The following is a 12112-nucleotide window of genomic DNA, read 5'->3' as shown; positions in this document are numbered from 1 at the left end:
GGCGGGCGAGTTGCGCGGCTCGCGCGGTCAGATGCGCAGATTCCAGCCGTCCCGCGTCTGCGGCAGCTTCTTCCTGAGAAGCGCCCCGGCCACGACATTGCGCAGCACCTCGGCCGTGCCGCCGCCGATCGTGAACATCCGAACGTCGCGCGCCATGCGCTCGAGCGGCAGCTCGCGCGAATAGCCGCGCGCGCCGAAGAACTGCAGCGCGTCGTTGACCACCTGGATCGCATTCTCCGACGTGAAGACCTTGGCCTGCGCCGCCAGCAGCATGTCGGGAAAGCCGGCCTCGCCGGAGCGGGCGGCCTTGTAGATCAGCGCCTGCGCGGCCGACAGCCTGATCGACATGTCGGCGAGCTTCCATTGCAGGCCCTGGAACTCGTTGATCGGCCGGCCGAACTGCCGCCGCGTCTCCGACCAGTCGAGGGCGAGCTGATAGGCTCCTTGGGCGATGCCGAGCGCCACGGTCGCCGCCCCGACGCGCTGGCTGTTGTAGGCGTTCATCAGGTCGGCGAAGCCCTTCTTGAGCCCGCGCGGCGGGATCACCAGGGCCGAGGGCGGCACGTCCATCTCCTCGAAATCGATCACCGCCTCGGGAATCCCGCGCAGGCCCATGGTCGGCTCGCGCTTGGCGATCTTGAGACCTCTGGTCTCGTCGCGGATGGCGAGAAAGCCGCCGATGCCCTCGAACCCGCCCTTTTCGTCGTAGACCTTGGCGAAGATCAGGTGCAGCCGCGAGACGCCGCCGCCGGTGATCCAGTGCTTGCGGCCGTTCAGCACGTAGCGATTGCCCTTCCTGTCGGCGCGCGTGGTCATGCCGTTCGCATCCGAGCCGGCCTCGGGCTCGGTGATGCAGATCGCGGGCTTGTCGCCGGCCAGCACCATGGCCGCCGCCAGCTTCTTCTGCTCTTCCGAGCCGTAGGCCATCACGGCGCTGATCGCCCCCATGTTGGTCTCGACGGCGATGCGGCCGGTCACCGCGCAGGTCGCCGACAAGGCCTCGATCGCGAGCACGGCGTCGAGCCAATTCCTGCCCTGGCCGCCATACTGCGCCGGGATCGTCATGCCGATCAGCCCGGCCTCCTTCAGGAGATCGACATTGTCCCAGGGATATTGCTCCGTCCGGTCGATCTCGGCCGCGCGGCGCGCGATCGGGCCGGCGGCGAGCTCGCGGGCGTGCGCCTGCAGCTTCATCTGGTCGGGCGACAAACCGGAGGCGTCCATGGCGACAAACCTGTTGTGAGAGCGGTCAGCGGCCGAGCGTATAGAATTCGTCGTTGGGCCGCATCCCCATGACATTGGCCATACGGTTGGACAGCCCGAAGAAGGCGGCGATCGCGGCAATATCCCAGGCGTCCTCCTCGCTGAAGCCGTGTTGCGCCAGCGTGGCGAAGGCCTCGTCACCGACGGCATAGGCCTCGAAGGCCACGCGCATGGCGAAGTCCAGCATCGCCTTCTGGCGGGGCGTGATGTCGGCCTTGCGGTAATTGACCGCCACCTGGTCGGCGATCAGCGGATTCTTCGCCCGGATGCGCAGGATGGCCCCATGCGCGATCACGCAGTACTGGCACTGGTTGGCGTTGCTCGTCGCCACGACGATCATCTCGCGCTCGGCCTTGGAGAGATTGCCGGGCTTGTCCATCAGGGCGTCGTGGTAGGCGAAGAACGCCCGGAACTCGTCGGGCCGATGCGCCAGCGCGAGAAACACGTTGGGAATGAAGCCGGACTTCTCCTGGACGGCGACGATCCGTTCGCGGATGTCGGCCGGCAGGTCAGACAGCGCCGGGACGGGAAATCGGCTGATGGCCGGCTGGGACGCGGTTGCCATGGATCAGGTCTCCGATGTTGGGTTGGCGAGGGTCGGCAGACAACTAGGCCTTCCCGACGGTAGGGTCGACGCTGAAAATGGCGATCGGTTCGCTGAGCCCGCGCACGGCGACCTTTCCGAGCGGCTGAAAGGCAAAGCCGCCGCGGCAGGCCGCGCAGGTGCTGCTCGAAACGAGGATGCGCGTGCCGTGGTCCTTGTTCAGCTCCTCCAGGCGTGCAGCGAGATTGACGGTGTCGCCCAGCAAGGTGAAGCTCAGGCGCTTGCCGGCACCGACGTCGCCGCCGATCACCGATCCGGTGCTGACGCCGATCCGTGTGGCAAGCGCCACGCCCGCCATGCCGAAGGTCCGGCGGCCGACCGCCCGCTGGATGTCGATGGCCGCCCGCACCGCCGCGGCAGCATGATTCTCGCAGGCGAGCGGCACGTTGAACGAGGCGAACAGGCCGTCGCCGATGAAGGTGTTCACCACGCCGCCGTGACGGCGGATCGGCTCCAGGACGGTCTCGAGATAGTCGTTCAGGGCATCCACCAGCTCGTGTGGCGCCAGATACTCCGCGATCGTCGTGAAGCGCTCGATGTCGGTGAACAGGATGGTGGCTTCGGCGATTTCGCCCGACCGCTGGCCGTCGCCCTGGCGGCGCAGGATGGCGGCGGCGATGTTCTCGTCGACGTAGCGGCCGAAGGTCTCGCGGATGCGCTCTCGTTCGCGCAATCCATCGACCATGTCGTTGAAGCGGCCGGTCAGCTCGCCCACCTCGTCGTTGGAGGTGACCGGCACGCGCACGGCGAGGTCGCCGCCGGCGACGCTGGTCATGGCGCGCGACAGGATGCCGATCGGGCGCAGCAGCGAGCGGCTGATGAAATAGGCCGAGATCGTGATGCCGAGGACGGCCGAAGCGACATCGATCAGGATATCGAGCTGCAGACGCTCTCCGTCGTACGAAAACAGGTGAACCACGATGGTGGCGAGCGGCGCCACTGAGATGACCACGAGCGCCACCAGGAGCTTCAGGGGGTAGCTGCCGAAGAAGAGGCCGAGATTGTGTCCGTAACGGCTGAAGATGAACTCGCAGAGCCCGGCCAGATAGTCGCTGACGACGAAGTAGGTATAGGTGAAGAAAAAGACCGGCAGGACGATGCAGATCGTGGCGAAGTCGGCGATGGTCGGCGGCGGCAGCACGAGTCCGACCGACGGGATCCACCAGGGCGTCGAGGTCTGGAAGGCGACGACGACGATCGACAGCAGGCCGACATACCGCGCCGAAAGCAGGGGGAGCTGGGTCAGCCGCCGCTGAATGTTCTCGAACGGAGTCTCGCCGTCCAGGAAGCGCCGAATCGGTTCGAACAATTGTCGCGCGATCAGCCAGTTGACGCCCAGGAGCAGGAAGAAACCGCTCGCAGCCGATCGCCACAGGATGGGCCATGCGCCGGTTATCGAGACGTAGATCAGGTTGATCGCCACGCTCAGGAAGGCGACCGACGTGGCTCTCCAGAGATAATGTCGCCGGAGGGCGGCGATCTCGGCGTGGGTGGCGCTCATGCCGGCGGATCGAGGCGATAGACGACGACATTGCCCTGATGGCCTCGAACGTCGGTCGGGCCGAGGCGGGTGCAGCGAAAGCCGCTGCCGGCCGCGCAAACCGTGCTCTCGGTCGCGAGGATCGAGCTGCCGAACTGCTTGTTGAGCTGCTCGACGCGCGAGGCCACGTTCACCGCGTCGCCCAGCAGGGTGTAGCTCAGCCAGTCGGCGGTGCCGATCGTCACGCCGACCACCGGTCCCGTATTGATGCCGATTCGCGTGCGCACCGCGACCCCGGCGGGAAATGCCGTGGCCGCGAGGGCGCGCTGGATCTCGAGCGATGCCTGCAGGGCCGCGGCGGCATGATCCTTCTCGGGCAGCGGCAGGTTGAAGCTGGCGAACAGGCCGTCGCCGATGCAGCTGTTCACCACGCCGCGATGCCGATGGATCACCGGGACGACCGTCGCATAGTAGAGGTTCAGGATGTGCGCGACTTCCGGCGGCGCGAGCCGCTCCGAGAGTGCCGTGAAGCCCTCGATGTCGGTGAACATCAGCGTTGCCTCGGCCAGGGTGTCGGCGACGCGTCCGCCGCGCTCCTGATCGGCCAGGATGGCGGCGGCGACGCTCTCGTTGACATACTTGCCGAAGGTGTCGCGCAGATATCGCCGCTCGGCCAGCCCTTCGACCATCTGGTTGAAGCCGCTGGTCGCGCGGCCGACCTCGTCGTCGGACGTGACGGGCAGGCGAACGGCGAGATCGCCCTCGGCAACATGCCGCATGCCGTAGTCGAGGCGCGTGATCGGCGCGGTCAGCGCCTGGGCGATCCAGTAGTAGATGATGGCCACGCCCGCGACGGAGGCCGTGACGTCCATCGTCGCCTCGCGTACCAGGCGATCGCCGCTGTAGCTCGCGATGTCGCCGGCCAGCAGGATCATGGCGGCGAACGAGACGAACAGGATCGCCACCCCGATCTTGTAGCGGAACGCGCCGGGAAACGTGCTGAGGTTCACGCCGCGGGTCCGGAAGAAATACCTGCACAGGCTGTCGAGATAGGCACTGACCACGAAGTAGGTCAGTACGACATTGAAGGCCGTGAGAACGAAGAACGTTGCCGCCGTGTCGATCCAGGTGTTGATCTCGACGTTCGCCCCGAAGGTGACTCCGAGGCGCGGCGATAGCAGGCGCAGCGCCAGCATCGGCCCATAGAGGGCGGCCATCAGCGCCGCGGAGGAGCGGGGCAGCCTCGCGAGGCCGGGCTCGATGGACGAGAAGCTGCGATTGCCGGCCATGAAGCGCCGGACGGGCCGGAACAGCAGCCATGCCCCGCTCGCCACGCCAGCCACCAGGAAGGCCGCCGACACAGCGACCATCGGCAGGAGGATGCCCGGCTGGCTGTTGATGAAGGCGTAGACGGTGGAACTCGCGAGATCGATCGCGAACGGCACGCCCATCGCCAGATAATAGCGAGTAACGAGGGCCGCTCCGCCTGACGCCGCGTTGGACGATGCCGCCATGACCGACGGTATAGAGCGGATCGTGGCGGAACGAAATGCCGCCGCCGTGTCACAGGCCGAGATAGGCCTGGCGCACGCGATCGTCGGCAAGGAGCTCGGCCCCCGAGCCGGAGAGCTCGATCCGTCCGTTTTCCAGCACATAGGCGCGATGGGCGATCTTGAGCGAGGCCGTCACGTTCTGCTCGACCAGCAGGATGGCGAGCCCCTCGTCGTTGAGGCGCCGCACGATGCGAAACACCTCCTGCACGATCGCCGGCGCAAGGCCGAGCGACGGCTCGTCGAACATGATGAGCCGCGGTTGCCCCATCAGGCAGCGGCCGATGGCCAGCATCTGCTGTTCGCCGCCCGACAGCGTGCCGGCAGCCTGCCGGCGCCGTTCGGCGAGGCGGGGAAACAGGGCGAGCACGCGGTCGCGGGTCCTCTTTTCGGCCGCTCGCGCATGCTTCGGCGTCGCTCCCATTTCCAGATTCTCGAGCACGGTGAGGTTGGGGAAGACCTGCCGCCCTTCGGCGACGTGCCCGATCCCCGCCTCGCAGACGCGATAGCTCGACCAGCCGGTGATGTCGGTGCCGTCGAACAGAACCTTGCCGGCCGCCGGTTTCTCGATGCCATGGATGGCGCGGATCAGCGAGCTCTTGCCCGCGCCGTTGGCGCCGACGATGGCCACGATCTCTCCCGCCGCGAGATCGAGCGAAACGCCGTTCAGCGCCTGGGCGTCGCCGTAGTAGAGATCGAGGCCCTCGACCTCGAGCAGCGGCGCGCTCACGCCGCATCCTCCTCGCCCAGGTAGACATCGAGAACTGCCTGGTCGCGCGAAATCTCGCGCGGGGTGCCCTGCGCGATCTTCTCGCCGTAGCTCAGGACCACGACCTCGGCCGCGAGCGCCATCACCGCACGCATCACATGCTCGATCAGCAGGATGGTGAGGCCGGTCCTGGCGTTGAGGTCGCGCAGGAAGGCCACCATGACATCGACCTCGGTGGGCCTCAGGCCCGCCATCACCTCGTCCAGCAGCAGGAGCCTGGGCTCGGTCGCGAGCGCGCGCGCCACTTCGAGGCGCTTGCGGTCGGGAAGGGTGAGGCTCTCGGCCATGTGATGACGCCGCCCGCCGAGGCCGAGCCGTACGAGGATCGCTTCGGCAGTCGCGCGCGCGTCGCCGAGGTCACGATGGCGATGCAGCGCGCCGATGGTCACGTTCTCGAGCACGCTCAGCCCCTTGAACGGCTTCACGAGCTGGAAGGTGCGGCCGACCCCCGCGGCGCAGACCTGGTCGGGGCGCAGGCCGGAGACGACGCGGCCGTCGAGGGAGACGGTGCCTGCATCGGGCCGGTAGACGCCCGCGATCATGTTGAAGATCGTGGTCTTGCCCGCGCCGTTGGGGCCGATCAGCGCATGGATCGCGCCCGGCGGGACCTCGAAGCTGACATCGTGCACGGCCCGCAGGCCGCGAAAGCTCTTGCCGATCCCGGTCAGCTCCAGGCTGGCGCCGGTCATCGTCGGTGCTCCCTGAAGCCGAGCCGCTCGGCCAGCCAGGGCCAGACGCCGGCCGGCCGGTACATGATGATGATCAGCAGGGCGAGCCCGTAGAAGATCTGCTTGATGCCGGGAATGCCCAATGTGTCGCCGAGGCTGGTGAAAATTTCCCCCAATCCCGTCAGCAGCACGGCACCGACAAACGGGCCGAACAGTGTGCCGAGGCCGCCGATGATCGGCGCCAAGGTGATCTCGATGGAGCGGCCAATGCCAAAGGCTGTCTCGGGAAAGAGGTTGTTGTAGTAGAAGGCGTTCCAGACCCCGGCGAGCGAGGTGAGGGCAGCCGAGATCATCACGGCGGAGAGCTTGCAGCGCAGGACCGGAACGCCGACCGCCTGCGCCGCTTCGGCATCCTCGCGGATGGCGAGCCAGTAGCGGCCGAGCCGGCTCTCCAACAGGAGCCGACTCAACACGAAGGCGCCTGCCGCCAGTGCCAGGATGACGTAGTAGAAGAGGAGAGGGCCGCCGCGCAGGTCAAACGGATTGGGCGCCATGTCGACCTTCAGGAACAGGCCGGCCGAGCCGCCGAACCACGCAAGATGATCGAAGGCGATGCGCGTGAACTCGCCGAAGGCGATGGTGAGCAGTGCGAAGTAGACACCCGCCAGCGAGAAGCGGAACCCGAGATAGCCCACGATGGCGCCGGCGAGCGCCGCCGCGGCGGCCGCGGCAAACGAGCCCAGCCAGGGCCCGATCCCGTAGTGCATGAAAAGGCCCGCGGCGACATAGCCGCCCAGACCGGCATAGAGCGCGTGGCCGAGCGACAGCTCGCCGGCGAAGCCCATCATGATGTTCCAAGCCTGGCCGACATAGGCAAAGTACAGGATCAGGATCAGGACCGAAAGGGCGTATGTGTCGACGAGGTGCGGCGCGACGGCGAGCAGAAGCAGCAGTGCGCCCAGCATCCAGAGCGAGCGCGGCGCGGCACCGTCGAGCAGGCGATGGAAGGCCGTCATGCGCCGCGCTTGCCGAGCAGCCCCTGCGGGCGCAGCAGCAGCACCAGGATCAGGAGGCCGAAGCTGAACATGCTCTTGAGGGAGGGGTCGGCGAGCAGACCGGCGACCGCCTCGCTGACGCCGATCAGCAGGCCGCCCATCAGCGCCCCGGTCATGCTGCCGAGCCCGCCCACGATCACGATCACGAAGGCGAGAAGGGTGTATTCGGCGGCCAGCGACGGCGTCACGGGAATGATCGTGATCATCAATGCGCCCGCCGCGCCGACGCAGGCCGCGCCGACGCCGAAGGTGACGGCATAGAGGGAGCGCACGTTCAGGCCGACCACGAGCGCGCCCATATGGTTGTCGGCGGCGGCGCGGATCGACTTGCCGACACGCGTGCGGGTGAAGAAGAGCCACAACAGGCCGGCAATCACGACTGCGCCGATGGCGGCATGCAACCGGACGGCATCGAACACCAGGGGGCCGATCTGGTAGGAGTCGAACTGCGAGTCGAGCTGGACGCCGTGCGAATCAGGTCCCACGACCGCGAGGCAGACATTGACGAGGATGAGGGCGACGCCGAGCAGCAACAGGAACTGCTGATGCTCGGGCCGGCCGATGAAGGGCGATATCAGGCCGCGCTGCAGGACGTAGCCGATCGCGAAGAAGAGCGCCGCGATCAGCGGCAGGCTGAGGAGCGGGGAGATCTGGAAATACTCGAAGCCCGCCCAGGCGAGATACATGCCGACGATCATCATCTCGCCGTGCGCGAAATTGACCACCCGCATGACGCCGAAGATCACCGACAGGCCAAGCGCCATCAGCCCGTACACCATCCCGGTCAGCAATCCCTTGGTGACGGCCTGGGCGAGCGCGAGGAGGAAATCCGAGGTCACGGGTTCAGGACCGGGTCATTTCAAGGGAGCACGCCGCCAACAAGAAACAAGATCAGGCATCCAACCAGTGTCGTGTCATCCCCTGCTCGGCGCGGGATGACATAGCCTTGCCGAAAGCACTTGTTCATTCCCCAGGGTCTGCCGTTGGCCGATGACGAGCTCCAGTGGCGCATGAGCAAGCTGGAAGCCCGCCATCGCAAATCACGTCCGTCGCTTGTCGTTCCAGCCGGGTTCGGGGAAAACGAGCTCCGCAGCGGCCGATGCCTTGGGCATCACCACGGTGGGCTTGCGGTGGAGGTTCTGCACGGCTGCGGCCTTGATGCCCACGTTCTGGCCCTTGGCGTCGAACTGGATCGGGCCGCCGACCATGACGTGATGGTCGATCTTGATCTTGCGCAGCGCTTCCATCAGCGCGTCGGCCTTGGTGGACCTGGCATCGAGCCAGGCCTGGGCCGCGATCAGCATGGCCTCGAAGGTGAAGCCGCCGTTGAGATCGAGCTGGTCCTTGGGGAACTTCGCGGCATGCTGCTTCTCCAGCGACTGCGTCATGGCCGACTTGGGATCGAGCCAGGGCACGTTGGAGATGTGGAACTCGCCGTACTTGCCCATGGTCTTGAGGAAGTCCTGCTCGTAGAGGCCGGGCGAGCCGGGGTTCATCACCGCCATCGGCTCCCAGCGCTGCTTCACCAGCTCCTGGATCATGAGCTTGGCATCGTTCAGGCGGCAGACCGGCATCAGCATGTCGGCCTTGGTGGCCTTGGCCTTGGCGACCTCCACCGAGAGGTCCTTCGCCGCCGGGTCGTAGCTGATGATATCGACGAGCTGGTAGGGCATGTCGAGCTTGGGGAACATCGCCTTGATGCCGCCCATCATCGCCGTGCCGAAGGTGTCGTTGATGCTCATCAGGACGGCGGTCTTGGGCGTGGTGCCGGACGCCTGGAAAATTTCCTTGTGGAGCTCGAAGGCGCCCTTGATCAGCATCGGCGCGGTCGGGAAATTGCGCACCACGAACTTGTAGCCCTGCTCGGTGATCTGCGGTGCGGCGGCGATGTTCACGATGAGGGGCACGCCGCGCTGCTCGGCGACCTGGGCGATGGCGATGGTCTGCCCGGAATCGAAGGCGCCTGCCAGCACGTGGGCTCCCGCCTCGATTGCCTTCTCGGCCTGGGTGCGGGCGACGTCCGGCTTGGTCTCCGTATCGTAGTTCATGATCTCGAGCTTCACCGGCATCTTCATGTCGGCGAGGACGGCGTTGGCCACGTCCGCGCCGCGCTTGCAGGCCTGGCCGATCTGCGCCTGCACGCCCGACGTCGGCAACAGCAGCGCGACCTTGAGGTTGGCGGGGCCCGATTGCGCCAGGGCGTAGCGCAGCGGCAACGGCGCCCCGAGCAGCGCGGCGCCGGCCAGCGAAGCGCGGCCAAGGCGGCGGCGCGTGACACGGCTGCGGTCGGTCATGTGGTCCTCCCTTCCTTCAGTAGGCCCGCTCGATGGGCCGGCCGGACTATAGAGACGCTCATCGCATCATGCTAGGTCGGCAGCATGACCGTGGCGCTGGCCGACCTCAATCGCCTGGATCTTGCTGATTTCACGGCCGCACTTGGCGCGACCTTCGAGCTCGCGCCCTGGGTCGCAGCGACGGCCCATGCCAGACGCCCGTTCGCTGCGGTCACCGACCTGCACGCCGCGATGATGGCGGCGGTGCAATCGGCGCCACGCGAGGCTCAGCTTGCCTTCCTGCGCAACCATCCCGACCTGGCGGGAAAGGCGGCGCGCGCCGGTGCCGTGACCGCCGAATCGAGGAGCGAGCAGGCGAGCGCCGGTCTCGACGCGCTGTCGGACGAGGAATTCGCGCGTTTCCACCGCCTGAACGATGCCTATCGGGCAAAGTTCGGCTTTCCCTTCGTCATCTGCGTCCGCCGCCACGGCCGCGATTCGATCCTGCATCAATTCGAGCGACGGCTGCAGCATGACGCCGCAGCGGAGCTCGCGGCGGCGCTGCAGGAGATCTTCTACATTACCCGGTTGCGGCTGGCCGCGGCGGTAACGGGCGAGGGCATGCCGAAGATCGCCGGCCGGCTGTCGACGCACGTACTCGATACGCATGCCGGACGGCCCGCCGCCGGCGTCGGCATCGAGCTCTACGAACTCGCCGGCGGCCAGGCGCATCGGATCGTTCGCACGGCGACGAACGACGACGGCCGCACCGACCGGCCCCTGATCGACGGTCGGCCGCTGCCGATCGGCCGCTACGAGCTGCGCTTCGCGCTCGGTGACCATTTCCGCAGTAGGGGTGTTCACGTGGACGACCCGCCATTCCTCGATATCGTGCCTTTGCGCTTTTCCATCGCCGAGCCGGAAGGGCATTATCACGTGCCGCTGCTGTGCACGCCCTGGAGCTACTCGACCTATCGCGGAAGCTGACGAGAAACGGAGGAAGCCATGACCACCTACAGCGATGTCTCCCTGATGATCGACGGTGCCTGGACCAAGGGCGCCCAGGGACGGACCATTCCCATCGTCAATCCGGCGACCGAGGAAGTGATCGGCCAGCTCGCCCATGCCGAGAAAGCCGACCTCGATCGTGCCCTGGCCGCTGCCGACAAGGGCTTCCGGCAGTGGAAGAAGGTATCCGCCTTCGAACGCTACAAGGTCATGCGCAAGGCGGCCGACCTGATTCGCCAGCGCCTCGACGAGATCGCCACCATCATGACCATGGAGCAGGGCAAGCCCCTGTTCGAGGCCAAGGTCGAGACCAACCTCGCGGCCGACATCATCGACTGGATGGCCGAGGAGGGCCGCCGCACCTACGGCCGGATCGTGCCGGCGCGCGCCGAGAACATCCATCAGCTCGTGATGAAGGAGCCGGTGGGGCCGGTCGCCGCCTTCACGCCCTGGAACTTCCCGATCAACCAGGTGGTGCGCAAGGCGTCGGCCGCGATCGCCACCGGCTGCTCGATCATCGTCAAGGGGCCGGAGGACACGCCGGGCTCGTGCGCGCAGCTCGTGAAGGCCTTCGTCGACGCCGGTGTGCCGGCCGGCGTGATCCAGCTCGTCTATGGCGTGCCTTCGGAGATCAGCGAATACCTGATCCCGCATCCCGTCATCAAGAAGGTGACCTTCACGGGGTCTACGCCGGTCGGCAAGCAGCTCGCGGCCCTTGCCGGCGCGCACATGAAGCGCGTCACCATGGAGCTCGGCGGACACGCCCCGGCCATCGTGTTCGAGGATGCCGATCTCGACCAGGCGGTGAATGTGCTGGGTGCCAACAAGTTCCGCAACGCCGGCCAGGTCTGCATCGCGCCCACCCGCTTCCTGGTGCACGAGAAGGTCTATCCCGAGTTCGTCGAACGCTTCACGACCTACGCCAAGAACGTGAAAGTCGGAAACGGGCTGGAAGCCGACACCAAGATGGGCCCGCTGGTGGCCGAGCGTCGCCTGCATGCGATGGACGCTTTCGTGAGCGATGCGATCGCCAAAGGCGCCAAGGTCCAGACCGGCGGGCAGCGCAAGGGCAACAAGGGCTACTTCTACGAGCCCACCGTCATGACCGACGTGCCGCTCGGCGCCAGGATCATGAACGAGGAGCCGTTCGGCCCGCTCGCGCCGATCACGCCGTTCACGGATTTCGACGGCGTGATGAAGGAAGCGAACCGCCTCGACTGGGGGCTCGCGGCCTACGCCTACACCAGGAACACCAAGACCATGGCGCAGGTCGGAGCGGCGTTCGAAAGCGGCATGGTGTCGATCAACCACCACGGCCTTGCCCTGCCGGAGGTGCCGTTCGGCGGCATCAAGGATTCGGGTTACGGCTCGGAGGGCGGCATCGAGGCGCTCGAGGCCTACCTCAACACCAAGTTCGTCTCGATGCTGGGCATGTAGCGTCG

The 12112-nt window shown here is 66.7% G+C and carries 11 protein-coding genes; 2 read left to right on the top strand and 9 right to left on the bottom strand.

The features are described 5' to 3' along the window. Positions 1–27 precede the first annotated feature (27 nt). The 9 genes from acdA to OJF58_RS03730 form a co-directional block, all read right to left on the bottom strand. Positions 28–1224, bottom strand: coding sequence for a 3-sulfinopropanoyl-CoA desulfinase (acdA, locus tag OJF58_RS03770; protein WP_300781735.1), 1197 nt, complete (start codon positions 1222–1224; stop codon positions 28–30). 25 nt (positions 1225–1249) lie between these two features. After that, positions 1250–1828, bottom strand: coding sequence for a peroxidase-related enzyme (locus OJF58_RS03765; RefSeq protein ID WP_300781734.1), 579 nt, complete (start codon positions 1826–1828; stop codon positions 1250–1252). A gap of 43 nt (positions 1829–1871) precedes the next feature. Further along, a complete protein-coding gene (locus OJF58_RS03760) occupies positions 1872–3368 on the bottom strand; it encodes an adenylate/guanylate cyclase domain-containing protein (protein WP_300781732.1) in 1497 nt (498 codons plus the stop codon). Then, positions 3365–4792, bottom strand: coding sequence for an adenylate/guanylate cyclase domain-containing protein (locus OJF58_RS03755; RefSeq protein ID WP_300781731.1), 1428 nt, complete (start codon positions 4790–4792; stop codon positions 3365–3367). The genes OJF58_RS03760 and OJF58_RS03755 overlap by 4 nt, the downstream gene beginning before the upstream one ends. A gap of 118 nt (positions 4793–4910) precedes the next feature. Next, positions 4911–5615 carry an ABC transporter ATP-binding protein gene (locus OJF58_RS03750; protein WP_300785151.1) on the bottom strand — a complete coding sequence of 235 codons (705 nt, stop codon included), beginning with the start codon at positions 5613–5615 and terminating at the stop codon, positions 4911–4913. Positions 5616–5623: 8 nt separating this feature from the next. Next, positions 5624–6355 (bottom strand): ABC transporter ATP-binding protein, encoded by a 732-nt coding sequence (locus OJF58_RS03745; protein ID WP_300781730.1) that lies wholly within the window; start codon positions 6353–6355, stop codon positions 5624–5626. Then, entirely contained in the window at positions 6352–7350 is a 999-nt protein-coding gene (locus tag OJF58_RS03740; RefSeq protein WP_300781729.1) for a branched-chain amino acid ABC transporter permease, read from the bottom strand. The genes OJF58_RS03745 and OJF58_RS03740 overlap by 4 nt, the downstream gene beginning before the upstream one ends. Next, positions 7347–8228: a branched-chain amino acid ABC transporter permease gene (locus OJF58_RS03735; protein ID WP_300781728.1), complete on the bottom strand. Its 882-nt coding sequence runs from the start codon at positions 8226–8228 to the stop codon at positions 7347–7349. Before OJF58_RS03735 ends, OJF58_RS03740 begins: the two co-directional genes overlap by 4 nt. A 201-nt stretch (positions 8229–8429) precedes the next feature. Then, entirely contained in the window at positions 8430–9683 is a 1254-nt protein-coding gene (locus tag OJF58_RS03730) for an ABC transporter substrate-binding protein (RefSeq protein ID WP_300781726.1), read from the bottom strand. Between the two features lie 84 nt (positions 9684–9767). Between OJF58_RS03730 and uraD the strand changes: the two genes are divergently transcribed. Next, positions 9768–10649 carry a 2-oxo-4-hydroxy-4-carboxy-5-ureidoimidazoline decarboxylase gene (gene uraD / locus OJF58_RS03725; protein ID WP_300781724.1) on the top strand — a complete coding sequence of 294 codons (882 nt, stop codon included), beginning with the start codon at positions 9768–9770 and terminating at the stop codon, positions 10647–10649. Between the two features lie 18 nt (positions 10650–10667). Beyond that, on the top strand, positions 10668–12107 hold the full coding sequence (locus tag OJF58_RS03720) for an NAD-dependent succinate-semialdehyde dehydrogenase (protein WP_300781723.1): 1440 nt from the start codon (positions 10668–10670) through the stop codon (positions 12105–12107). Positions 12108–12112 lie beyond the last annotated feature (5 nt).

The sequence above is a fragment of the Enhydrobacter sp. genome, assembly GCF_030246845.1.
Classification (GTDB): domain Bacteria; phylum Pseudomonadota; class Alphaproteobacteria; order Reyranellales; family Reyranellaceae; genus Reyranella.
Note: the sequence above shows the minus strand (reverse complement) of the source record. Positions and strands in the feature narration are given on the sequence as shown.

What these genes read in the sequence shown, in the direction of transcription:
- acdA (WP_300781735.1), bottom strand. Translation starts at nt 1,224, where the DNA reads ATGGACGCCTCCGGTTTGTCGCCCGACCAGATGAAGCTGCAGGCGCAC.
- OJF58_RS03765 (WP_300781734.1), bottom strand. Translation starts at nt 1,828, where the DNA reads ATGGCAACCGCGTCCCAGCCGGCCATCAGCCGATTTCCCGTCCCGGCG.
- OJF58_RS03760 (WP_300781732.1), bottom strand. Translation starts at nt 3,368, where the DNA reads ATGAGCGCCACCCACGCCGAGATCGCCGCCCTCCGGCGACATTATCTC.
- OJF58_RS03745 (WP_300781730.1), bottom strand. Translation starts at nt 6,355, where the DNA reads ATGACCGGCGCCAGCCTGGAGCTGACCGGGATCGGCAAGAGCTTTCGC.
- OJF58_RS03740 (WP_300781729.1), bottom strand. Translation starts at nt 7,350, where the DNA reads ATGACGGCCTTCCATCGCCTGCTCGACGGTGCCGCGCCGCGCTCGCTC.
- OJF58_RS03730 (WP_300781726.1), bottom strand. Translation starts at nt 9,683, where the DNA reads ATGACCGACCGCAGCCGTGTCACGCGCCGCCGCCTTGGCCGCGCTTCG.
- uraD (WP_300781724.1), top strand. Translation starts at nt 9,768, where the DNA reads ATGACCGTGGCGCTGGCCGACCTCAATCGCCTGGATCTTGCTGATTTC.
- OJF58_RS03720 (WP_300781723.1), top strand. Translation starts at nt 10,668, where the DNA reads ATGACCACCTACAGCGATGTCTCCCTGATGATCGACGGTGCCTGGACC.